The following is a 23580-nucleotide window of genomic DNA, read 5'->3' as shown; positions in this document are numbered from 1 at the left end:
CGCTGTCGCACCGCCCTCCAGCCGGAACGAAGTGTGTTCCCTGGGGGGCAGGGGGGCGTCCTCCATGGAGCGCTCGGGAATGGAGGGCCCCCTTTCCGGTTGCCCGGGGGGAGGCCCCTTCCTACACTCCGCCCCCCTCCGATGCGCGCCTACATTCTCACCTCCGCGCTGTTGCTCGTGTCGTGCGATACCGACCCCGAGCCCCGGCCTCCTCCGTCCACCCGCCTCGTCTACCCGAGTGGGGTCGCCTTCTGGCGCCCCGAGGCAGGCCCGTCCACCAACGGGTACCTCTACGTGGCGAGCGCCAACTTCGATAAGTGTTTCGACTCCGGCTCGGTGGTGGCGCTGGACCTGGACGCGGTGGGCCTGCGCCCCTTCGGCACGGCCTTCACGGAGCCGGCCGAGGAGCCCGCGGCCATCACCGACCTGCGCATCGGTGAACAGTCCTACGTGCAGATCCAGAGCTTCGCGGGTGAGATGACGCTCTGGAGCCCGCCCGGCCGCACACCGCGCCTGTTCGTCCCCACGCGGTCCGAGGGCAGCGTCCTGCATGCCGTCGACGTGGGGGAGGACGGCATCAGCCTGAGCTGCGCACAGGGCGGAAGCGGGCGGGACTGCCGCGACGGCGCGCTCTCGCTCCTCGACATTCCGGGCGCCACGGAGGACGGGATACCCTCCGCCCCCGGCCCCATGGGCGTCAGCGTGGAGCGCACCAACCCGGAGGCCCACGTCTGGGTGACCCACTCCGAGCTGGTCGGCCCGGCGGAGTCGGGGCGGGAGGTCGACTTCCAGTCCTACCTCGCCGTCATCCCCGCCGCGGACCCCACCCGGGACGCGCTGAGCCCGGACAACTTCGTGGCGCTGGGCACCGACGGGAGGCTGGCGGGCGCCGCGCACGCGACGGCCATCGGCAGCCGGTACGTGTATGTCTCCGGCCGCAACTCCTCGTCGGAGCAGCTCGGCGCGCTGGCCGCGCGCTTCCGGCTCCGCCTGGTGGACCGGCAGGTCGCCGGCCGCGTCCTGAATACCGACCTGGAGGAGAGCTACTCGGTCCGCGAGGCGCGGGGCGTGGCGGTGGTGACGACCGCCACCCGCACGGTGTCCGAGACCGACCCTCGCACCATCGTGGACGAGCGCGTCTACCTGCTGGCGCGCGGGCCGGACACGCTGGTCATCCTGGACGTGGTGAACGCGGGAGGCACGGGGCTCGGCGACGACTCCACGCCCACCGTGCGCATCGTGTCCGCGTTGCCGCTGCCCAATGGCTCCAGCGAGCTGGAGGTCATCCCCCGCGCGGCCGGCCGCGGCAACCTGGTGGCGGTGACGGGCAGCGGTGACGAGGCCGTGGCCATCTTCGACGAGGAGCTCGGCCAGCTCGTCGCCCAGGTGGAGGTGGGCATCGGGAACCCGAGCCAGCCCAGCCAGCCCTTCGGCCTGGTGGCGGACGTGAGGGGCAACTCGGCCCGCCTCTTCGCCAGTACCTTCAGTGACGGCCGCATCGCCGTCATCGACATTCCCGACCTCGACCGGCCGCAGAACGCGCGGCTGGTAGCGCGGCTCGGCACCCAGCAGGTGCGCGACCCGCGCCAGGGCACCAGCGTGTGCCAGGAGAGCTCCCCGTGAAGCGCGGTATCCTCGCAGCCCTCGTCACCTGCGCCGGCCTGTCCGGCGCCTGCTCCAGCTCGGACGTCGAGGCCGGCATCGCCGGCCTGTCCGGCACGTACGACCTGACGCTCGTCAACGACCTGGTGTTCGTCACCTCGTCGGACAACGACGAGCTCCGGGTGCTGGACCTGTCGGCGGATCCGAAGCAGTTCATCCCCGCGCCCAACCCGCTGGAGGCGCTGTCCATCCCCGTGCTGGGCCGGCCGGACGCCCTCGCGCGGGACGTGGGCTACAGCGCCGAGGGCGCGGACGTGCCCGGCCCCTATGTGTACGCGCGCAGCTCCGGCTCCTCGGAGATCTCCGTGGTGGCGGCGGACCGGTCGCGGCTGGTGCAGGTGGCGCGGCTGACCGCCGACAGCCTCGTCACCGCCTTCGCGGCCCGCTCGCCCGGGGACGTGGCGGGGGCGGCGACCAGCACCCTGTACTACGCCATGCAGGACCCCGACCCCTCGCTCGGCGCGGACACGGGCGGCGCGAGGGTGATGCGCCAGGACCTGCCCGGCCCCGACGTCATCGACCCGGCGGCCCTGCCGGCGCCTGCGACGGTGTTCTGCCTGGAGCCCGGTGAGTCCATCCAGTCCATGGTGGTGCTGAGCACGCCGGGCGAGCTGGCCGTGGCCACGCGGCGCGCCTCCGGCCGCTCCGGCCGCACGCTGCTCATCACCGACACCGGGCCGCTGGCGGACTGCCTCCAGCCCACCGCGCCCACGGTGGACCTGTCGGGCGGGTTTGGCGGCGTCCCCGTGCGCCTGCTGGCCACCCACCCCGGGGTGCGGGTGAGCGATACGCGGACGCTCGCGCCCAGCCAGTACGTCTACGGCATCCTGGACGAGGTGTCCTGCGGCGGCACGCAGGCGTGCTCCGGCGTGCTGGCGGTGGACACCACCACGCCTGGCCGGGCGGAGCGGGCGCGGGACATCAGCAATGCGCCCATGCTTCCCATCTACCCGGCCCTGGGAGTGCCCACCGGCCTGACGCTGGTGCCGGACGCCGTCATGCGGCTGGTGCTCGACGACGGCACGGGTGACGACAATGCCCGTGTCCCGCTGCTCGGCATCATGCCGTCGTCTGGCGGCCTCATCACCCTGTTCGCCGCCCACAACCTGCGGCACTTCGACCTGGCCACCGCCACCCCGGGCATCGCCCTGGAGCTGCGCGACCGGAACGAGGCCCAGGTGACGCTGGAGACGGAGGGCCTGGTCGTGGTGACGCAGGACCCGGCGCTTCAGGAGACGAAGCTCTACGAGGGCTCCGTCCCCAACGCGACCTACCGCATCATCTACCAGGGCGCGATTCCGGGGCTGAGCGCCCTGGCGCGTGACGCGAACGACCCGCGGCGCTTCGAGGCGGAGCCGGACCCCGCCTGGCAGCCGAGGGTGGGGGACCTCATCGTCCTGGAGAGCGTGGATGTGGAGTGCGGGACGGCCCTGACGGTGGCGGCCGTGGAGCCCATTCCCGGCACCTCCCGCGTGCGCCTGGCCATCAGCGACGCGGAGGCGATTCCGGCCGAGTGTGAGAGCCTGCCGAGCTTCACCGTGCGTGCTGGTGGGGACCAACCCTTCGTCCTGCAGGACTCGTCCGGTGCCGTCCTCTCCCGGGACGTGCTGGGCACGCCGTACCGGCAGGAGCTCCCCACCGAGTACTTCTTCCACCCGAACGACTTCTTCATCGTCCCCTCGGATGGCTCGCCGCCGGTGCAGGACACCGCGAAGTACCCCCAGCCGCCGCCGCCGCTGAACATCCAGATGACGGGCGTGGGGCGCGAGCTGGAGCGGGGGGACCGCTACGTGGTTTCCGTGACGTCCGGCGTCCGCAACTTCGTCTTCGCGGTGGACACCAGCGCCAACGCCGCGGTCACCGGCCTGGCGCCCTACACCCTGCCTGGCGCCGTGGTGGCCTCCCAGGCGGGCGGTGCCAACCTGGCCTACATCGTCTACCCGTCCGCGGACGGCATCCTCCAGGTGAACCTCCAGGCGTTGAGGGACAACGTCGCCAACTCCGCCGCCATGGTGACCTTCGAGTAATTGGGCTCGCGGGGGGCGCTCTGTTATCGTCGGGGTCATCCTGAATCACCCGAGTCAAGACCGATGATCGATCAGAACTCCCGCCCCGCCCGCAAGGTCGGCATCGCCGACCACTTGTGGGAGACGTACGAAGACATGGCCCGGCAGATGGGCTCGGATCGCGATGCGCTGATCAATCAGGCGCTCTTCATGTTCGCGCGCCTGAACGGCTTCATCGAAGTGAAGAGCCGTGCCGACGCGCCCGTGGCGGCGCCCGCCCTCGCGGCGGCGCCCGCGCGCCCGGCCCCCGTCGCCGCGGCGCCGGCTCCGGCCCGGGGCGCCGCGCCCCCGGTGCTGGCCCCCGCGCCCAAGCCCGAGTCCACCCCGCAGCCGGCCCGCCCGGCAGGCCGGGGCGCCGCTCCCGCCGACGACCGCGCCGCCAACGGCCTGGACAATGATCCGGTGCGCCGCGAGGTGGCCGAGCGCGTGCTGGAGACGGCCGCGGAGCTCGAGCGCCTCATCAAGGGCAAGAACGAGCCGCCTCCTCCCAACGACGACATGGTCGAGGAGGAGGAGGAAGAGCCGCTGCCCGAGCCCGAGGACCCGGCGATGGAGGACGAGCCCGCCGAGGAGGCCGAGGAGGAGCCCGCGGACGAGATGGCCGAGGAGGAGCCCGAGGCCGGTGCCCTCTACCTCGTCACCGAGTCGGGGGACCAGGAGCGCATCGTCAAGGAGCGCTTCGTCATCGGCCGCGGCAAGCACTGCGACTTCGTCATCAACTCCGGCAAGGTGTCCCGCGAGCACGCCGTCATCGTCCACGAGGGCAATGACTGGATCATCGAGGACCTCGGGTCCTCCAACGGCACCTGGTACAACAAGCAGCGCATCAAGCGCCGGAAGATTGAGGACGGGGACGAGTACTTCATCTGCAGCGAGAAGATCCGCCTCGTCCTGGGCTGAGCCGGGCCCCTCCCTCGGGGGCTTCCGGCTGTTCGCCAATTGACGGGCTTGGGGCGTCCCTGGTTTGATGCTGGGCGCCTGCCACGGATGGGACAGGCGGTGAATGACGCCTGTTCAGATCGCGCTGTGGACGGTCCTCGGAGTGGCCCTGGTGATCTCGGTGGTGACGGATGTGCTGCGCCGCGAGATCCTCGACGCGGTCACCTATCCGCTGATGGCGGTGGCGCTGGGCGTGCGCTTCTTCACCGAGGGGCTGGGGGACCTGGAGCACGGGGTGCTCAGCGGGGTGGTGGCGGGCGTGGGGTTGGCGGTGTTGCTGCTGCCGGCGGCGCTCCGGGGGCGGATGGGGTGGGGGGATGTAAAGCTGATGGGCGGGGTCGGGGCCGTGCTGGGGTTTCCGGCGGCGATGGCGGCCGCGGCCTTCATCTCGCTGGTAGGCGCGCTGCAGGCGGTGGTGACGCTGCTGTGGCAGGGCGCGGTATGGGACACGCTGGCGGCGGCGGTGCGGCGGTGGGCGGCGCGGGCAAGACTGGCGAGCGCGGACGCGCGGCCGGCCCCCCAGCGCCATATCCCCTATGGGGTGGCCATTGCGCTCGGAACCTTCTGGGCGCTGTGGTGGCAGCACGGAAGCTTGGGTTAGCTCGGACTTCGCAGCAGAGGGGACACCTACGATGTTCACACGCTTCACGCATGCCGCGGCGCTGGTCGCACTGACAGCCCTGGTCGCCAGCGGCGGCGCCCTGGCCCAGGAGGGCAGCACCGTCAGCCTGGGTGTGGGCTCCCAGAAGGTCGTCACCATTCCCGGCCTGAGCCGCGTCGCCCTGGGCGACCCGTCCATCGCCGACGTGAAGACGCTGGGCTCCGGCCAGCTCCTCATCACCGGCCAGGCCGAGGGCAAGACGACGCTCCTCGTCTGGAAGACCTCCGGCCAGCGCGTCAGCTACCTCGTCGCCGTCCGCAAGCAGGACCCGAACGAGGTCATCTCCGAAATCAAGCGGCTGCTCGGGGAGATTGAGGGCGTCTCCGTCCGCATGGTGGGTGACCGCATCTACCTGGACGGTCAGGCCTACACCACGCAGGACGCGGACCGCATCAACGAGGTGGTGAGCCTCTATCCGAACGTGAAGTCGTTCGTGAAGATTGCCCCCAACGCCAAGAAGCTGGTGGCGCAGAACCTCAACGCGGCCTTCCAGAAGGCCGGCCTGAAGAACGTGCAGGCCAACGTGGTGGGCGCCACCATCTTCCTGGAGGGCTCCGTGGAGAGCCAGCAGGACCTCCAGAAGGCGGAGCTCATCACCAAGGCCATTGGCGAGAAGGTGGAGAACCTGCTCGTGGTGGGCATCAAGCGGATGATCCTCTCCGAGGTGCAGTTCGTGGAGATCCGCCGCAACAGCCGGGATCGCTACGGCATCCGCTACCCCACGGACATCACCGGCTCGGCGAGCGCGGCGGCGGCCATCACCCAGCAGCTCTTCCCGGGCACCTTCGGCGAGGGCACGGCCAGCCTCGGCCTGACGGCGGGCGCGGACTTCTCCATCGGCTTCCAGGGCAATGACGGCTACGGCCGCCTGCTGGCCCAGCCCAAGCTGGTGTGCGCCAGCGGTGAGAAGGCGGAGTTCCTCGCCGGCGGCGAGGTGCCGATTCCGCTCATCACCAACAACCAGTTCACGGTGGAGTACAAGAAGTACGGCGTCATCCTGAACCTGCGCCCCACCGCGGACCGCAACGGCAACATCCAGACGGAGATTGAGGCGGAGGCCTCCGAAATCGACACCTCCGTGGCGGTGTCCTTCGGCGGCTCGTCCACCATCCCCGGCTTCCGTACGCGCAAGGTGAAGACCAACGTCACCGTGCGCCACGGGGAGACCATCGTCCTGTCCGGCGTGTTCAGCCACGACGAGCAGAAGGCCGTGTCCAAGCTCCCCGGCCTGGGTCACATCCCCATCGTGGGCGAGCTCTTCAAGAGCCGCGCGTTCGACTCGACCAAGCGCGAGCTGGTCATCTTCGTCACCCCGCGCATCGTCAACCCGGACTCCGACAAGGTCCGGACCATCATCGAGGACGTGAAGAGCCGCTACAAGCAGGCCCGTTCCGAGGTGAACTTCAACATCTTCGACTGAAGCCGCTGGCGCTCCGGGCGCCAGGGCTCTTCGGGTCCGGGGGGTTGCAACTCCCTTCGTGGCCCTCCAGCGCGGGCCGGCCTCTTCCCCACCTCGGGGAGGGCGCCGGTCCGCGGCCTTGCGGGCAGTCATGCCCGGGCTGCTGGCGCTTTGAGGTCGAATGGGCGCTTGCTAGGATCCGCCCCCATGTTTCTCATCACCCTCGCGGAAAAGGGCGGCGGGACCGAGCAGCGTGAGTTTCACAAGAATGAAATCACGATCGGTCGCCTCCCCGGCAACGACATCGTCCTCGCGAAGGGCAACGTCTCCAAGTACCACTCGCGAATCGTCGAGAAGGACGCGAAGTGCATCATCGTGGACATGAAGTCCACGAACGGCACGTTCGTGAACGGCAAGAAGATTGGCGCGCCGCAGGTCCTCAAGCCCGCCGACCAGGTCTCCATCGGCGACTACATCCTCAACGTCGAGGTCCTGGACGAGGAGCCGGTGGAGACGCGCGCCGGCATGCCAGAGGACGAGGGCTACGACGACGGCGGGGAGGAGCCGTACGAGGAGGAGGAGCCGTACGAGGAGGAGGAGGAGCCTCCCGCCCCGGCGCCCGTGGCCGGCCGCATGCCGGCGTCCATGGCGGCGGCCATGGCGCGCAACAAGCGCAAGGTCGACCCGCGCATCGAGCGCTACACGCGGCTCCAGAAGGAGATCCACGACCGGCTCATCGAGTACCTCGACCTGCGCCGCATGGACATGGACCGGCTCGGCGACGACGAGCTGTGGCGCCGCACCGAGAAGGCCATCCGCGACATCATCGACCAGATGGAGGCGGACGGAGAGCTCCCGGAGGACGTGGACCGGGAGGAGCTGCTCACCGACGTCATCAACGAGGCGCTGGGCCTGGGGCCCCTGGAGGCGTTCCTCGCGTCGGATGAGATCAGCGAGATCATGGTGAACCACGCCAACCAGATCTACATCGAGCGCAAGGGCAAGCTGACGCTGTCGGAGAAGACGTTCTCCTCCAACCAGGCGGTGCTCGGCGTCATCGAGCGAATCGTCGCGCCCATCGGCCGGCGCATCGACGAGTCCAGCCCGCTGGTGGACGCGCGCCTGAAGGACGGCAGCCGCGTCAACGCCATCATCCCTCCGCTGGCCCTGAAGGGGCCGTGCATCACCATCCGCAAGTTCAAGAAGGACTCGCTGAAGATCCAGGACCTCATCAAGTACAAGACGCTCACCGCGCAGATGGCGGAGTTCCTGGAGATGTGCGTGCGGGCGCGCCGCAACATCGTCATCTCCGGCGGCACGGGCTCCGGGAAGACGACGACGCTGAACATCATCAGCGCCTTCATCCCGGACGACGAGCGCATCATCACCGTGGAGGACGCGGCGGAGCTGCAGCTTCCGCAGGACCACTGGGTTCAGCTCGAGAGCCGCCCGCCCAACCTGGAAGGCAAGGGCGCCATCACCATCCGCGACCTGGTGAAGAACTGCCTGCGCATGCGGCCGGACCGCATCGTCGTGGGCGAGTGCCGCTCCGGCGAGACGCTGGACATGCTCCAGGCGATGAACACGGGCCATGACGGCTCGCTCACCACGCTGCACGCCAACACGCCGCGCGACGCCATCGCCCGGCTGGAGACCATGGTGCTGATGTCCGGCATGGAGCTGCCGGTGAAGGCCATCCGCGAGCAGATCGCCAGCGCGGTGCACATGATCGTCCAGCAGACGCGCTTCTCCGACGGCACGCGGAAGATCTGCTTCATCACCGAGGTGTCGGGCATGGAGGTGGACATCGTCACCCTCCAGGACATCTTCTATTACAAGCAGGACGGCTTCACGGAGGACCACAAGGTGCGTGGCCGCTTCGTGGCATCCGGCTTCGTGCCCAAGTTCTACGATGAGCTGCAGCGCAAGGGCATCCCCGTCAACATGAGCATCTTCCGGGAGGACTGACGCGTCATGCCGACCCTGGTCGTCCGTCTCCCCGACGGCAGCGAGAACGAGTACGACGTCGTTGGCGAGCTGAAGATTGGCCGCCAGCAGGGCAACGACCTCCTGCTCACCGAGGGCGGGGTGTCCCGCAACCACGCGGTGGTCTTCGAGGACGGCGGCACCGTCTACATCGAGGACAAGGGCAGCGCGAACGGCACCTTCGTGGACGGCGAGCGCATCGCCGAGCCCACGCCGCTCACCCCCGAGTCGGAGGTGGTGCTGGGGGACTACACGCTGCGCCTCAAGCCGGCGGCGCCGTCCCGGAGTACCGGTCCCCGCAGGTCGACGGCGCGAGTGCCCGCCACGGACGACGAGATGCCGGTGGGCTCGGAGGGCAGCGGCGCGCGCGCCACGCGGGCGCTCCCGAGCATGAAGGCGCGGCCTCCGGCGGGGGCGGCGGGCGCTCCGAAGCGGCCCTCGCGGCCGGCCGGTGGCGCGGGCGCGGCGGCCCCGGCGGGTGGCGGCGGCGCGGGGCCCATGCTGCGCGGTCTGGTGGGGCCCTGGGCGGGGCGGACCTACCCCCTCAAGGGCAAGGTGCTGGTGGGGCGGCAGCCCCCGGCCGTGGTGCTGCTGGAGGATGACTCGGTCAGCCGGCGGCACGCGGAGCTGGTGGCGACCGCGTCGGGCGTGACGGTGAAGGACCTGGGCAGCGCCAATGGCACGCTGCTCAACGGCGAGCCGCTGGGGCAGGAGCCGGTGCCGCTCCAGCCGGGCGACCAGCTCCAGTTCGGCGTGGTGGAGCTGTCCTTCGAAGCCGCGGAGGAGGAGGCACCGGCCGCGCTGGCGCGGCGAGGCTCGGGCCCCATCCCCACGCGGCGGGGCGGCGCGGCGGCGGAAGCGGAGCAGGCGCCCGCCGCCGCGGGCCGCAAGAAGCTGCTGGTGGTGGCGGCGTCCGTGGTGGGCCTGCTGGTGGTGGCCGGGCTGGTGAAGGCCGTCCTGCCGGGCGCGGACCCGGGCACGGTGGCGCGGCCCCCGGCGGCCGTGGAGGCGGACCCGGCGCAGCAGATCCAGGAGCTGCTCAGCGAGTGCCGCTCCTATGCCTCCAGCGAGCTGGGCGAGCCCAACTGGGCCCGCGCCGAGGAGGTCTGCACCAAGGCGCTGGACCTGGACCCCATCCACGCCGAGGCCAACACCCTCATCCGTCGCATCAAGCTGGAGAAGGAGTCCTTCGAGTACTACTCCATCGGCGAGAAGCTGCTCCAGCGGCTCAAGCCGGAGGAGGCGCTGGAGGCCTTCAGCAAGATCCAGAAGGAGAGCGAGTACTTCCGCAAGGCCAAGAGCAAGGCGCGCGAGGCGGCCGAGCAGGTGACGAAGCGGGCGCAGGAGGACTGCAAGCGCTACCTGGGTGACTCGCAGTGGAGCGCCGCGGTGCCGCGCTGCCAGCAGTACATGGCGGTGTGGTGCCAGGGCCAGTCCCGGGAGAGCCTGGTGCCGCCGCTGGGCTACTCGCTGAAGCTGGAGGGCCGGCTGCGCCGCAACGAGTGGCGGCCCAAGGACGCGCTCTTCGTGCGCTTCCTCATCGCGCGGCAGAAGCTGGACGCCAACGCGGCGCCGTGGTCGTGCCCGCAGACGGACATCATCGGCCAGGAGGACACGGGCACCGACCCGCGTGCCGTGGTGGAGGCGGCGGTGAAGAAGCGCTTCACCAACAAGCTGATTCAAGCGGCGATGATGGACTACTGGGCCGGCCGCGGCAGCGAGGCCCAGGCCACCCTGCAGAAGCTGCGCTCCAACTACGAGGCCGCGCAGTTCCACGCCCAGGCGGACGAGATGCTCAAGGTCATGACCACCGTGGATCAGCTCTACAAGAGCGGGCAGACCTTCCTCGCCGCCGACGAGCCGGAGAAGGCCGCGGAGCCCTTCCGCGAGGCGCTGGACACGGACAAGACCCTGATGCTCGACCTGGCCGAGTCCAAGCCGTCCTTCTACCGGCGCAACATCCACCAGGACATGGCGGACAAGTCCTACCAGCGCGGCAAGCATTGGGCGGACCGGCAGGACCACCGGCGGGCGTGCCGCATCTGGAAGCTGGGCTTCAGCTTCTACGCGGGCAATCCCGACCTGAACAAGGCGGCGGCCTTCTGCTCGGGCATGGCGGCGGACGCGTTCCGGAACGCGGGGGGATGCTCGGACCTGGCGGCGGTGCTGGACTACGCCGTCAAGGGCGACGGGCAGGACGAGAAGGTCGAGGCGAAGAAGAAGGAGTGGAACTGCCCCTGACGCGCATCGTGGACAGGGACGGACGGGCGCGCTAGGCACGGGGCATGGCCGACACCAGCCCCTCGCGCTCCGCGCCCACCCTGGTCCTCATCGACGCGTCCGGCTTCATCTTCCGCGCCTACCACGCGATTCCGCCGCTCACCACGAGCAAGGGCGTGCCCACCAACGCCGTGCTGGGCTTCACCCGCATGGTGCTCAAGGCGCTACGGGATTTGGCGCCCACGCATGTGGCGCTCGCCTTCGACAAGGAGAGCCGCACGGAGCGGCAGAAGATAGACCCCACCTACAAGGCCCACCGCGAGGGGCCTCCCGAGGACCTGGTGCCGCAGTTCGGGCTCATCCGCCGGGTGGTGGAAGCGCTCAACCTGCCCGTGCTGGAGGCGGCCGGCTGGGAGGCGGATGACGTCATCGGCACCCTGGCGGTGAAGGCGAAGGCGGAGGGCTTCTGCGTCCAGGTCGTCACCGGCGACAAGGACTTCGTCCAGATTGTCGAGCCGGACGTGCGCCTGTTCGACCCCATGAAGGACGTGCACACCGGGCCGGACGAGGTGAAGGCGAAGCTGGGCATCGAGCCCCGGCAGATGCGCGACTACCTGGCCCTCATCGGCGACGCGGTGGACAACGTCCCCAAGGTGCCGGGCATCGGCCCGAAGACGGCCACGGAGCTCATCCAGCAGTTCGGAGACGTGGAGACGCTGCTCTCCCGGCTGGACGAGGTGAAGAAGCCGAAGATTCGCGAGGCCATCGCCTCGCACAGGGAGAGCCTGCTGCGCGCCCGGCAGCTCGTCACCTTCAAGACGGACCTGCCGCTGGACGTGAAGATGGCGGACCTGGCCCGCAAGCCGGTGGATGCGGCGCGCGCCCGGGAGCTGTTCACGGAGCTGGAGTTCTACGCGCTCCTCAAGGACCTGCCGCAGCAGGGGCTGCCCCAGGCGGAGCAGAAGGAGAAGCCCGCGCCCCTGGCCACCTCGCAGAAGGTGGTGGAGTCGGAAGCCGAGCTGAAGTCCCTGGCCGAGGCCGCGCGCGCGGCGGGCGCCGTGTCCCTCGTCCCCGCGTACGAGGGCATGCCCTTCGCCGCGAAGCTGGTGGGCCTGGGGCTGGCGCTGCCGGACGGGACGACCTGGTACGTGCCGCTGCGCCACGGTGTGCTGGGCGCTCCCCAGGTGAAGCCGGAGGCCTTCACCGCCGCCTTCAAGGGCGTGCTGGAGGACGCGGCGGTGAAGAAGGGCGGGCACGACCTCAAGGCGCTCACCCTGGTGCTGGCCAACGAGGGAATCTCCCTGCGCGGCGCGCACGACGACGTGGAGCTCTTGAGCTACCTGCTCAACCCGTCCCGGCGCGAGCACGCGCTGGCGGACCTGGCGCGCGAGCGCCTGCAGACGGAGCTGCCCGAGCTGCCTCACGCGGCGGAGGGCAAGCGGGGCAAGAAGGACAGGGCGCTGGCGGACCACACGGTGGAGGAGCTGGCCCCCGGCTACGCCATCCGCGCGGAGGCGGCGCGGCGGCTGGCCCCGGAGCTGTGGAAGGAGCTGGAGGCGGCGGGGCTGGCGGCGCTGGCCAGGGAGCTGGAGCTGCCGCTGCTTCCCATCCTGGCGCGGATGGAGCAGCGGGGCGTGAAGCTGGACACCGCCGAGCTGGCGCGCATCTCCGTGAAGGTGGATGCCGCCGTCGACGCGCAGGTGAGGGAGGTCTACAAGCACGCCGGCCGCGAGTTCAACATCGGCTCCAACCCGCAGCTCGTGGAGGTGCTCTTCACGGAGCTGAAGCTGCCCGTCATCAAGAAGGGCAAGACGGGCCCCTCCGCGGACCAGGAGGTGCTGGAGAAGCTGTCCGAGGAGCACCCGCTGCCCGGCGCCATCATCGAGTACCGGAGCCTGACCAAGCTGAAGAGCACCTACCTGGACACGCTGCCCACGCTGGTGGCGGCGGACGGGCGCATCCACACCACCTACCACCAGGCGGCCACCGCCACCGGACGCCTGTCCTCCACGGACCCCAACCTCCAGAACATCCCCGTCCGCACCGAGCTGGGCCGCGAAATCCGCCGCGCCTTCGTGGCGGCCGAGGGGCACCAGCTCGTCAGCGCGGACTACAGCCAGGTGGAGCTGCGGCTGCTGGCCCACATCGCGGAGGACCCGGTGCTCATCGACGCCTTCCTCCATGACGAGGACATCCACACCCGCACCGCGGCGGAGGTGTTCGGCGTGCCGCCCGCCCAGGTGGACCGCGAGCAGCGCCGGCGGGCGAAGATGGTGAACTTCGGCATCGCCTACGGCCTGTCTCCCCACGGCCTGGCCGCGCGGCTGGGCATTCCGCAGGAGGAGGCGCGCGACATCATCGAGCGCTACTTCGTCCGCTACGCCGGCATTCGCAACTACCTGGTGGAGACGGTGGAGAAGGCCCGGAAGACGGGCTACGTGGAGACCCTCTACGGACGCCGCCGCTACATGCCGGACCTGAACTCCAAGAACCGCGGCGTGGCGCAGGCCGCCGAGCGCGCCGCCATCAACATGCCGATTCAGGGCACCGCCGCGGACCTCATCAAGAAGGCCATGCTCGCGGTGGACGCGGCGCTCCAGGAGGAGGGGCTGCGCACCACCATGCTGCTGCAGGTGCATGACGAATTGCTCTTCGAGGCGCCCGATGCCGAGGTGGAGCGGGTGAAGGCCCTGGCGGTGAAGTGCATGTCCTCGGTGGCGTCGCTGAAGGTGCCGCTCAAGGTGGACGTGGGCGCGGGCCGGAGCTGGGCGGACGCGCACTGACGCGGGCCCCCGAAAAAGTGCGGGAGGAGCGCCCACCCCCGTAGGCGCCCCTCCCGCGTCCCAGCGCTCCACGACTTCCCCACGAAAAACTGCCGACCCGTCCGACCGGCGAGTCGCGCGGACCCCCATCCACGCGTCTTGCCAGCGGCTCGCGATGCGCGCTCACCACTCCCCAGTGGGAGCACGCCTCCCCACAAGGCGCGCCACGGGCCCCCACCCACGGCACGATCCCTCCCGCCGGCCTCGGACCCTCCCTCATGAGGAGCGTCAAGCCGGACGGGTCGGCAAACCCGACCAACCCCTCAGTGCATCGCCGGCCGTCCGTACTTCGCGTCCGGCGGCACGCGCGTCACTCGCGACGGCCGCTCGAAGTACTCCACCACCAGACCTCCAAAGGGCACCCGTGGCCCGTCCGCGCGCGGGTCCTTCAGCCGCTGAAGCAGCGCCACCGCGGAGTCCACCGCCTCATCCACCGCGCGATTGATGCGCTCGCGCTCCCAATCCCCGCCGCCGAGCACCTCGGAGGCATCCACCAGGCAGCGCCGCAGCGCCGCGAACTCGTCATAGAGGGCGCGCGCGCCGCGCTCCGGCGACAGGCGCAGCACCGCCCGCGTGCGGCTCCAGGGGCTCGTCTCCTCGCCCTCCAGCGTCCGCCCCACCTCGCGGATGAAGGCCTCCACCAGCCCGTCCAACTGGCCCAGGAAGGCCCGCGGCTCCCCCGCGCCGTGCGAGGCCAGCCGTGTCCGGCGCCACAGCGCCGCGATGCGGTCCGGCTGCTGGCGGAAGAACCGCGCCAGCACCGCCGCCCTACGTCCTCGCTCGTTCATGTCCGGTGCCTTCCGCATCGCGTCCGGAGGCAATAGCAAAGCGGCTGCCAACGCCCGGATGCGCCCGTTTCGAAGGAAATCAGCCGTTTAGGCGGACCCCCAGGGCAGGCAGAGGAGCATGGAACAGGTAAATTCTCCGGTGCCCTGGCTGTAGGGGTGTCCGGAACGACAGGGGCGCTCGGGGTGTGGCTCCCGGGCCTCAGTGCAGCGTGGGCTTGGGGGGACGGGCGCGCGGAGCGCCGTCGTCACCGGGTGCACCGGGGGCGTCGGCGTCGGCCGGGGGCTCCTCCAGGCCGCCGTCCCAGGCCGAGGGGGACTCCTGGGCGCCGTGGGCCTCGCCGGGGCGGGGTGCGTCGTGCGGCTCGGCGGGGTCCGCCTCGGTGGGGGTGGGGCCGCCGGGCCACTCGGGCCAGTCCAGCTCCTGTCCGGGGAGGGCGGGGCCGGGGAGGGCGCCCGGGACGGCCTGGGCCCTCGCGGCCAGCACGCGCAGGGCGGCGTCCTCCGCGGCGTCCTGGGCGGCCATCTCCGCCAGGCGCGCGGCCTTCTGCTGGCGGCGGCGCAGGTACGCGGCCACGCACAGGCCGGAGGCCGTCAGCCACAGCAGCGCGGAGCTGGTGGTGAGCGGCAGCCAGCCGTAGCGCGCGGCCAGCCCCTCGCGCCACTCCGTCTCCTCCACCAGCAGCGACGTGCGGAAGGCCTTTCCGAAGGCCTGCTCGAAGGGCTCCCCGTCGCGCACGCCGTCCAGCAGCAGGCCCATGGCCTGGGGGCCGTACTTCCCGGACAGGTGCGCCACGAAGGCGGCGCTCTGCGCGTAGGCAATCTCCACGTCCGCCGGGACGTCCGGCCACGCGTCCTCCAGGTCCTCGAAGTGGAAGACGCGCTCCTGCGTCACCGCGCGGAAGAGGGCGGAGTAGTGGGTGAGGGAGTAGCGCTCGCCGGTGACGTTCTGCGCCACGCCCTCCTGGAACCAGCGGGGCCAGTCCTTCGCGAGCTGGCCCAGCGCCACGTGCGCCAGCTCGTGCCGCAGCGTCTGCTGTCCGTCCGGCTCGTGGAGACTCAGCGCGTCCAGCAGGATGATTTGATGTGCCGGGTAGGCCAGCGCCACCGCCCAGCCCGGAGGCCGGCCGCCGGGAAGGGCCAGCGCCTCGAACTCCGCGCGGCCCACGCCCAGGCGAATCTCCGTCACGCCGGGCCAGTCCCGCCCGAGGATGCTCCCGAAGCCGTCGCGGATGCCTTCAATCTGCGCCGCCAGCTCCTTCGCGGCCACGGTGGCCGCCGCGGTGTGGAGGATGCGGAAGCGCTTCGTGGTGACCTCGCCGCTCACGCGCTCGGGGCGCCCCTGGGGCACCAGCACCGCGTCATTCACCACCATCTCCCGCTCATGGGCGCCATGCGCGGCGCCCGGTTCCTGGGCCCGGGCGAAGGGCGAGGCCAGCAGCAGCAGGAACAGGAGGAGCAGGTGGCGCATGTGCGGGCGGCCTCACGTTTTCCCAGACATAACAGCCTCGACCCGCGCCGCATCAACCCCCACCACCGTCACGCGTTTTCGGCGCGACGCGTCACCCGCGGAGAGTGTCACCTGGCGGCGAGGCACGCCGAGCTGCTTCGCGAGGAACTCCAGCAGGGCGGCGTTGGCCTCGCCGTCCACGGGGGGCGCGGCGAGCTGGATCTTCAAGAGGCCGTCGTGCTCGCCCACCACGCGCGTGCGCGAGGCGCGCGGCTGGACGAGGACCGCCAGCTCCACTCCTTCGGGGACGACCTTCAGCCAGGGAGCGGCCACGGTGGGCTACTCGGAGACGGTGGCCTTCTTCTGGGACAGGTAGGCCACGTTGTCCTCGACGCGCGCGTAGTCGCGGTCCGCGAAGGAGGGGCCCTTGAAGGTCTCCAGCAGCTTCTGGTGCGCATCCAGCACGGAGCGCACCTGGGACTCGAACTGGGTGCGCTGGCGCTTCAGCTCGTTGATGTCCTCCACCACCTGGACGAGCCGCTGGTGGGCGCCGTGGACGATCTTCTCCGCCTGGTGCTCGGCGTCCGCGATGATGATCTCCGCCTCCTTCTTGGCGGCGGACTTGAGGTCCTCGCTGATGCGCTGGGCGGTGACCATCGTCTCCTGGAGGGTGCGCTCGCGCTCCTGGTGCTGCTCGAGCTTGAGCTGGGTGCGCTTCAGCTCCTCCTTGAGCGCGATGTTCTCCTTCACCACCTCCTCGAACTCGGTCGCGATCAGCTCGAGGTGGGCCTCCACCTCGCGGCGGGAGAAGCCGCGCAGGGCCGTTTCGAACCGCTTCTGCCGGATGTCGAGCGGGGTGATCTTCATGGCCCCACATTGTAGCGCGGGGCGGTGACTTCTCCAGGAAACGGCCCGGCCCCGTCCGCCGCCGCACCTGCGCCCGCCCGCCTGCTCTCCGGGCGGGCGGCCCGCGCTAGCGGGTGGCGGCCGTGGCCTCCCACTGCGCGGCCACGGTGCGCGCGGCGTTCTGCACCGGGGCGGTGAGGCGCGAGTCCACCGCCGCGTCCCGCACCGTGCGCCTCGCGGTGGGGGTGCGCTGGAAGACGAGGCCGTTGAGTGCCTGGATCTTCAGCGCGTCCGGCATGCGGGGGTGGCGCACCACGTTGCCGAGGATTTCCTCCGCGCGCGGGTGCTGGAAGAGGGCCACCGCGCGGAGCGCGGCCTGCTGGATGCGCGGGTTGGGGTCCCACAGGAGCGTGGCCAGCGCGTCCAGGCCACGCGGGTCGCCCAGCAGCGCCACGTCCTCGATGGCGATGGCGCGGACCTCCTCCGGGGCGGGCTTCACGGCCCAGAGGAGGGCGCGCAGGAGGGCGGTGTCCTCCGGAGGGGACGCCGGGGCGTCGCCGGAGGGCAGGGGCGGCGCGGAGGGCGGGGGCGGGGCGTCCGGGGCGGGGGCCGGGGTGGGGCGGGCGGGCTGCTCCTTCGCGGGGCCGGGGCGGGCCGCGGCGGGACGGGGAGGGCGGGCGGGAGCCTGGGCGTGCGCGGCGGCGGTGAGCACGAATCCGGCGAGGAGCAGGGGACGCATGGGCCCGTTCTACCCCGAAACGGAGTTTTTCTTGACGCGATCTCCGATCGTGGGACCTTGGGGGTGCTACAGGCGTGTTGCAGGAGGAGCAAGGTCCGATGGGAGCAGCGGCGGTCGCGAACTGGCAGACACTGGAGAACGTCGAGGTGGAGTGTACCCACTGCGGCATCCGGATGACGCTGCAGAACGGGCAGCGGGTGCGCTACTTCCGGTGCTCCGGGTGCCACCGCTGGGTGTCCAGCGTGTACTCGGACGTCTTCCGCGCGGATGCGAAGGTGCGGACGCACCCGGTGAAGGACACGGGTGAGCAGGACGCGCGCTTCCTCGAGGTGAAGGACCGGCTGGACCGCTGGCTGTCCGCCCTGGAGGACCAGGACCCGTACCGGCTGCTGGGCGTGTCACCGCTGGACTCGGCGGAGACGGTGCGCGCGCGCTACCACGCGCTGGCCATGGAGCGGCACCCGGACCGCGGCGGCTCGGCGGAGAAGATGCGCGAGCTGAACGCGGCGTATGAGCGCATCCTCCGGCACCGCGCCCGCAAGCGTCAGGAGGCGCTGTCCGCGGGCAGCACGGCCGTGACGTCCGCCTCCGTCCTCCCGGCCCGCAGCAGGTAGCCCCAGAAGAGCGCCCCCAGGCACAGGCCCAGCCCCGCCTTCACCCAGGTGGGGAACAGGCTGCCCGGGGAGACGTAGCCCTCCACCACGCCGATGAGGGCCAGGAAGGGCGCGCAGCCCAGCACCAGCTTCACCGCCTCGCGCCCCCGGAGCGCCAGGGCCTGGCCGCGCGGCAGCTCGCCCGGGTCGATGAGCGCCTGGCCCACCATGAGGCCCGCGCCGCCGGCGATGACGATGATGGACAGCTCCACCGGGCCGTGCGCGGAGATGAAGTCGAAGAAGCCCCGGGCCATGCCCTCGCGGATGCACAGCGCGCCGACGGCGCCGATGTGCACGCCGTTGTTCACCAGCATGTAGAGGGTGCCCAGGCCGAACGTCAGCCCCATGGCGAAGGTGACGATGGTGACGGTGAGGTTGTTGGTGGCGATGCCGGAGGCCACCGAGTTGGGCGGCGCCACCGACAGGATGTCGTCCGTCCACATGCGGCCGTGGGCCACGTACTGACGCACGCCGGGGGGCACCAGCAGCTCCGCGCCGCGCGGCTCCCACAGCACCACCAGCGCGCCCAGCAGCAGCCCCAGGAAGAAGAGCGCGGCGCTGGCGCCCACGAAGCCCCGCTCTCGGCGCAGGGTGCGGGGGAAGTCTCGCTGGAAGAAGGCGCGCACCGCCGGCCAGCGCTCGCGCGGCGGCTGGTAGATGGCGGCGTAGGCCTGGCCGCAGAGCTGGTTGAGGAAGCGGTGCGCGTCCGTGCCCGGGTAGAACGTCTGCGTGTGCGCCAGGTCCGCGGCGGCGCGGCGGTAGAGCGTGTCCAGCGTGCGCAGCTCCTCCAGGCGCAGGTCTCCCGCGCGCTGCCGGGCCAGGAGCGACTGGAGCGCGTCCCAGTCCGCGCGGCGCTTCGCCACGAAGGCGGGTAGGGGCAGGGCCATCTGCGTCAGCCCTCCGCCCGCGCGCGGGCGCGAAGGAAGGCCTCGAGGCGCTCGGGCGAGGCGAGCACCGCCTCGCGCTCACCGCCGGACAGCCCGCCCACCCGGTCCACCAGCCGCGCGCCCAGCCGCTGCCGCACGTCGGCGCTCAGGCCGGGAGCGCGCGCGAGGAAGGCCAGCACCAGCTCCACCTCCTCGGAAGTCAGCGCGCGGGTGTCGCCCGCGGCCGGGGGGACGGCGCTGGGGGCGGGCGCGGCGGTGTACTTGTCCAGGTCGATGCGCTCCTCGCGCACCAGCAGCGTGCCGGCCAGCAGGTCGCCCAGGCGCCGGTGCTGGCGGGTGAGCAGCATGCAGATGCAGCCGGCGGCGTACGCCATGGGAAGGAAGTCCACCGCGCGGCAGAGGTTGCGCACCGCGCTCTCGTAGAGGCCCACCGGCGAGCCGTCCATCCGCACCACGCGGATGCCCAGCATCCGCTTTCCGGCCGTCTGCCCATGGAAGAAGACCTCGGCCAGCGTCCAGTACAGCCACTGCGTGGCGAACACGCCCACCACCAGCAGCGTCTGCCCCAGCCCGGACAGCCCCTGGAAGACACCCAGCACGTCCGACACCAGCAGGGTGAAGACGAAGTAGGCGACAATCCAGAAGAAGAACAGCAGGCTCGCGTCCACGAGCCAGGCCAGACAGCGGTAGCCGATGCCGGCCACGGGCAGGGTGAGCGCCACGCGCTCGGGCGTGGCGACGTCGAGGTGGGGGGACGATGCGGTGCTCATTCCGGCCGCGGAGCATACACGCCCCGCTCGGGGGTTTTACGGAGGGGCTCCATTCCTACATGCGCGTGATTTGCCAGGATTCCCGGGCCCGGTCGGGTGTCCGGTGCTGAACGGGCAGGGGGGCAGGGAGGACCGTCGCTATCGCATTGTGGACGGCGGGGCATGTCACGCGGACGACAGCGATGACGAACCAACGTCGGAAGCCCCTGGATCCCGATCCGATTCATGCACACTAGACACTCCCGCCGGGGCCGGTTCGCGTCTGCGCTTTCCCGGTGTTAGGGTTTCGTGCCGTGGAACCTGGAGTGGGGCCGTGAGGAGGTTCGGCCCGGAAGGACGTTGGACGTAGTTGGAAGTCGAAAGCAGTCAGGAGTCGAGTCTTACATCGGTAGGCCGACCCCGAAGTGGTTCAGCGGACGTGCTCGTTCTTCTCGCCGCTTCAGCCCGCTGGCCCCGGAGTTTCGGAGTCGGCTGTGGTCAACATGCGGTCATTGCAGTTTCTCGCCATGGCGGCTGGGGGGCCTTCGCATGGCAAACAATCAAGCAGCGATTCGTGTATCGATTCTCGAGGGACCGTGGGCGGCCTGGCAGGGCCTCGCCGAGGGTCTCCGCGGAGAGGGCGTGCAGGTGTCCTCGGTGACGAGGGACGTGCGGCTCTTCCTCGATGGGCTGGGCACCGACCCGCCGCAGGTGGCGGTCATGGACGTGGAGGGCGACAGCGAAGCGGCGGTTGGCTGCTCCGTGACGGAGGGCATCAACCTCCTGCGAGAGGCGCGCAAGCGCCGGCTCGAGGTGAGGATGCTGCTGCTCTCCGCGGTGAGCTCACCGGAGATCATCTCACAGTGCTTCGACGAGGGAGCCTCCGGCTACCTCTTCCGGGCCGGTCTCGGCACCACCGCCGTGGCGTCCGCCATCCAGTCCCTGGTGCGAGGCGAGCGGCTGTTCCCGGTCCAGCTGCTGCGGAACGACTTCGAGCACCCGCCGGTGACGTCGCCCACCGCCAGCGTCCTGCTGGCGCTCACGCAGCGTGAGCGGGAGGTGCTGGCGTACGTGGCCGGAGGCGCGGACAACCTGAAGATCGCCGCCCACCTGCAGATTGCCGAGCGGACGGTGAAGTCGCACGTCACGCAGCTCTACCGGAAGCTGGGCGCGGAGAACCGCACGCAGCTCGCGTTGCGCGCGTGCCACCTGGGCGTCCGCCCGCCGCCGGACCTGTAAGGCGAATGGGAGCACGCCCCCCGGCCCTGGCCCTCGAGCCGGGCCGTGGGGGCGTGTGTCCCGGGTGCTTCAGTTCTTCAGCTGCGCCTGCTCCTCCATCTTCTTGCGGAGGCTCAGGGGGCGCATGTCCGTCCAGACCTGCTTGATGTACTCCAGGCACTCGGCCTTGGGGCCCTGCTTGCCCGCGTCCTTCCAGCCGAGCGCGTTCTCGCGGTCGGCCGGCCAGATGGAGTACTGCTCTTCGTGGTTCACGACGACCTTGTAGATGGTCGTGTCTTCGCGCTCATCCGCCATGGTGTTGGACTCCTGGGAGTGGGTGCATTCTGTTCACATCCCCGAAAAAGGCGTCAAGCAGGGCTGCCTGCCTGCTTCCCTTTCCAGACGCTCCGTGCGGGCGCCGCTACCCCGCGGCGCGCAGGGCCTCGCGCTCCTTGGCCTCGTAGAGCGCCTGGATGTTGGCGCCGCCGAAGCCGCGCGCGGCCTGACGCTGGATGACCTCGAAGAAGAGGGTGCGCCGGGCGTGCTGCGTGCGGGTGAAGACCTGCAGCAGGTGGCCCCACGCGTCACGGTCCATGAGGATGTTGCGCTGCTCCAGCGCCTCGCGGCGGAAGCCGCCCAGGTCGCCCAGCCGCGACTCCAGCGCCTGGTAGTAGCCCGGCGGCGCGTCGAGAATCTTCAGGCCCGCCCGGGCCAGCACGTCCACTGCCCGGGTGATGTCCGGCGACAGGAAGGCCAGGTGCTGCACGCCCGAGCCGCCGTGGGCCGCCAGGAAGTCCTCGAGCTGCCCGCGGCGCGTGCCGGTGTACGGCTCCTGCATGGGGAAGCAGATGCGCCCGTCGGCGGTCTGCACCACCCGCGAGTTCATCCCGCTGTACTCCGTGCGCACGTTCTCCTCGTGCGTCTGCTCGAAGCCCAGCACGTTCTTGTAGAAGCCCACCGTGTCCAGCAGGGTGCCGCGCTCCAGGCACAGCGCCACGTGGTCCAGCGCGGTGAACAGCTCCTCGCCCTGCGCGGAGGCGCTCTCCAGCGGCAGGTACACGTCCGGCAGGAAGCCGCTCGCCGCCGAGTCGCGCTGGATGAACGAGTGCACCAGGTCACCCGGGCCGGCGATGGTCGCCTTCACCACCCGGCCGCCCGCGCCCTCGTACGTGGTGGGCTCCATCACCGGCTTCGCGCCCCGGCGCACCGCCTCGTGGAAGGCCCCGGCCGCGTCCGGCGTGGCGAAGGCCACGTCCTTCACGCCGTCGCCGTGCGCCCGCACGTACTCGGCCACCGGACCCTCCGAGCCCAGCGCCGACGTGACGACCACCCGCGAGCTGCCCTGCCGCAGGACGATGGACCTCCGCCCCTCCAGGCCGCTCTCCGGCGCCGCATGGGCCACCATCCGGAAGCCGAGGGCGTGGGAGAAGAAGTACGCCGACAGCATGGCATCGCCCACGTACAGCTCCACATGATCCACGCTCGTGAATTCCACTCGAGGGCTCCAGTCGTGTTGGCGTGGCCGTCCATTGCCTCATGGAACGGCGGAACTATCAGCCAGTGAAAGCGTGATACTCCCCTATCATGAATCGCGGCTCTGACGTGAGGCGCGTGTATTCATGTTGGAATATTCGGTTCCAGGAATCCGGGTTTCAGGAAGAAACCGCAGTCTTCACGGGGGCTTGCACCGCACCGGGTTCCGGATGACCCGCTTCGGGCCTCAGGATGCGGCCGGTGAGGGGGATGTATCGGTCATCAAGGGCTGATGACAAAGACGCGCTTCCGCGGCCCTCGCATCGAAGACGTCGATGGAACAACCGTCTTCCGGGTGGGCGGACAGCGGATCATCCAGGAGCCGGGCGAGATTCCCCCGCCGCGCGCTCCAAGGACCCGGTCACCCGGGTCCAAGCCGCCGTCATACGCCATCACCGCTCGAGTCGGTACTTCTGCCCGGCGCCGGCGGCGCCCGGGCTCACGGCTTGAACTGGCCGCGAATCTCGCCGCCGTTGAAGTTCACGGTATGCACGTTGACGTAGAAGTCGCCGTTCTCGAACTGGTCCTTCTCGTCGTCACTCAGCGTCGCCTTCCCCTTGAAGGTGCCGTTGCGGTTGTCGCTGGTCGTCACCTCCAGGTTGAAGACGATGGGCCCGCTCTGTCCCTCGGGCGCGTTGTGGACGTGGGCGGAGCTGCCGGCGACCTCGAACAGGTCGCTGCCCAGGTTGGAGAAGCTGCCTGACACCGTCAGCTCGTTGCCGTCCAGCTCCGCGGTGGCCGTGCCGCTGGCCTCGGTCGTGACGGGGGGAACCTCCATGCTGCCCGACAGCGTCGTGTCCGCTTCCGTGGTGCCACAGCCGGTGAACCACAGGGCGCAGGCCATCAGGCCCGGTACCGCGAGGCGTGCCAGCGTTTTCATCTGCATCGTCGTTGCTCCTGCCTCCGCGTGTGTTCGGGCCCGGCGCGGACCCGGAGTGCGGGGGCAGGCACGCTGCCCGCCTCTC

At 70.7% G+C, this 23580-nt stretch carries 20 protein-coding genes; 10 read left to right on the top strand and 10 right to left on the bottom strand.

Translation table 11 applies throughout. The features are described from left to right. Nucleotides 1-141 precede the first annotated feature (141 nt). From K8638_RS09010 to polA, 8 genes are all read left to right on the top strand, one after another. Entirely contained in the window at nt 142-1623 is a 1482-nt protein-coding gene (locus K8638_RS09010) for a YncE family protein (RefSeq protein WP_223754027.1), read from the top strand. After that, nucleotides 1620-3689 (top strand): hypothetical protein, encoded by a 2070-nt coding sequence (locus K8638_RS09005; RefSeq protein ID WP_223754026.1) that lies wholly within the window; start codon nt 1620-1622, stop codon nt 3687-3689. The genes K8638_RS09010 and K8638_RS09005 overlap by 4 nt, the downstream gene beginning before the upstream one ends. Nucleotides 3690-3752: 63 nt before the next feature. Then, nucleotides 3753-4628, top strand: coding sequence for an FHA domain-containing protein (locus tag K8638_RS09000; RefSeq protein WP_223754025.1), 876 nt, complete (start codon nt 3753-3755; stop codon nt 4626-4628). A gap of 103 nt (nt 4629-4731) precedes the next feature. Next, a complete protein-coding gene (locus tag K8638_RS08995) occupies nt 4732-5268 on the top strand; it encodes a prepilin peptidase (protein ID WP_223754024.1) in 537 nt (178 codons plus the stop codon). Nucleotides 5269-5299: 31 nt separating this feature from the next. Next, nucleotides 5300-6748 carry a type II and III secretion system protein family protein gene (locus K8638_RS08990; protein ID WP_223754023.1) on the top strand — a complete coding sequence of 483 codons (1449 nt, stop codon included), beginning with the start codon at nt 5300-5302 and terminating at the stop codon, nt 6746-6748. A gap of 186 nt (nt 6749-6934) precedes the next feature. Then, nucleotides 6935-8695, top strand: coding sequence for an ATPase, T2SS/T4P/T4SS family (locus K8638_RS08985; RefSeq protein ID WP_223754022.1), 1761 nt, complete (start codon nt 6935-6937; stop codon nt 8693-8695). A 6-nt stretch (nt 8696-8701) separates the two neighbouring features. Further along, nucleotides 8702-10954, top strand: coding sequence for an FHA domain-containing protein (locus K8638_RS08980; protein WP_223754021.1), 2253 nt, complete (start codon nt 8702-8704; stop codon nt 10952-10954). Between the two features lie 44 nt (nt 10955-10998). Beyond that, nucleotides 10999-13716, top strand: a complete 2718-nt coding sequence (gene polA / locus K8638_RS08975) for a DNA polymerase I (protein WP_223754020.1) — start codon at nt 10999-11001, stop codon at nt 13714-13716. Between the two features lie 302 nt (nt 13717-14018). Here the strand turns inward: polA and K8638_RS08970 are convergent, their stop codons facing one another. From K8638_RS08970 to K8638_RS08950, 5 genes are all read right to left on the bottom strand, one after another. Beyond that, on the bottom strand, nt 14019-14561 hold the full coding sequence (locus K8638_RS08970; RefSeq protein ID WP_223754019.1) for a hypothetical protein: 543 nt from the start codon (nt 14559-14561) through the stop codon (nt 14019-14021). Nucleotides 14562-14742: 181 nt separating this feature from the next. Continuing rightward, nucleotides 14743-16011 (bottom strand): peptidase MA family metallohydrolase, encoded by a 1269-nt coding sequence (locus K8638_RS08965; RefSeq protein ID WP_223754018.1) that lies wholly within the window; start codon nt 16009-16011, stop codon nt 14743-14745. A 12-nt stretch (nt 16012-16023) separates the two neighbouring features. After that, on the bottom strand, nt 16024-16323 hold the full coding sequence (locus tag K8638_RS08960) for a DUF167 domain-containing protein (protein WP_223754017.1): 300 nt from the start codon (nt 16321-16323) through the stop codon (nt 16024-16026). 6 nt (nt 16324-16329) lie between these two features. Next, the gene (locus tag K8638_RS08955; protein ID WP_223754016.1) at nt 16330-16857 is read right to left on the bottom strand and encodes a DivIVA domain-containing protein; all 528 of its coding nucleotides are present in this window, start codon (nt 16855-16857) and stop codon (nt 16330-16332) included. Between the two features lie 106 nt (nt 16858-16963). Further along, nucleotides 16964-17575: a HEAT repeat domain-containing protein gene (locus tag K8638_RS08950; RefSeq protein WP_223754015.1), complete on the bottom strand. Its 612-nt coding sequence runs from the start codon at nt 17573-17575 to the stop codon at nt 16964-16966. A 98-nt stretch (nt 17576-17673) separates the two neighbouring features. Here K8638_RS08950 and K8638_RS08945 point away from each other — a divergent pair, with 98 nt between their 5' ends. Next, nucleotides 17674-18189: a J domain-containing protein gene (locus tag K8638_RS08945; protein WP_223754014.1), complete on the top strand. Its 516-nt coding sequence runs from the start codon at nt 17674-17676 to the stop codon at nt 18187-18189. On the opposite strand, the gene K8638_RS08940 is transcribed toward K8638_RS08945, so the two are convergent. Then, the gene (locus tag K8638_RS08940; protein WP_223754013.1) at nt 18120-19115 is read right to left on the bottom strand and encodes a stage II sporulation protein M; all 996 of its coding nucleotides are present in this window, start codon (nt 19113-19115) and stop codon (nt 18120-18122) included. The genes K8638_RS08945 and K8638_RS08940 overlap by 70 nt on opposite strands. Before the next feature lie 5 nt (nt 19116-19120). Beyond that, a complete protein-coding gene (locus tag K8638_RS08935; RefSeq protein WP_223754012.1) occupies nt 19121-19885 on the bottom strand; it encodes an RDD family protein in 765 nt (254 codons plus the stop codon). Between the two features lie 528 nt (nt 19886-20413). Between K8638_RS08935 and fruA the strand changes: the two genes are divergently transcribed. Then, entirely contained in the window at nt 20414-21103 is a 690-nt protein-coding gene (gene fruA / locus K8638_RS08930) for a response regulator transcription factor FruA (RefSeq protein WP_223754011.1), read from the top strand. Nucleotides 21104-21172: 69 nt separating this feature from the next. Here the strand turns inward: fruA and K8638_RS08925 are convergent, their stop codons facing one another. The 3 genes from K8638_RS08925 to K8638_RS08915 form a co-directional block, all read right to left on the bottom strand. Next, nucleotides 21173-21397, bottom strand: coding sequence for an MbtH family protein (locus K8638_RS08925; protein ID WP_163997411.1), 225 nt, complete (start codon nt 21395-21397; stop codon nt 21173-21175). 106 nt (nt 21398-21503) lie between these two features. Next, on the bottom strand, nt 21504-22577 hold the full coding sequence (gene hppD / locus K8638_RS08920) for a 4-hydroxyphenylpyruvate dioxygenase (RefSeq protein ID WP_223754010.1): 1074 nt from the start codon (nt 22575-22577) through the stop codon (nt 21504-21506). A 477-nt stretch (nt 22578-23054) separates the two neighbouring features. Beyond that, complete coding sequence (locus tag K8638_RS08915) at nt 23055-23501, bottom strand: CHRD domain-containing protein (RefSeq protein ID WP_223754009.1); 447 nt, start codon at nt 23499-23501, stop codon at nt 23055-23057. Nucleotides 23502-23580 lie beyond the last annotated feature (79 nt).

The sequence above is a fragment of the Myxococcus sp. RHSTA-1-4 genome, from assembly GCF_020037125.1.
Classification (GTDB): domain Bacteria; phylum Myxococcota; class Myxococcia; order Myxococcales; family Myxococcaceae; genus Myxococcus.
This window is presented reverse-complemented; position numbering and strand designations above follow the sequence as displayed.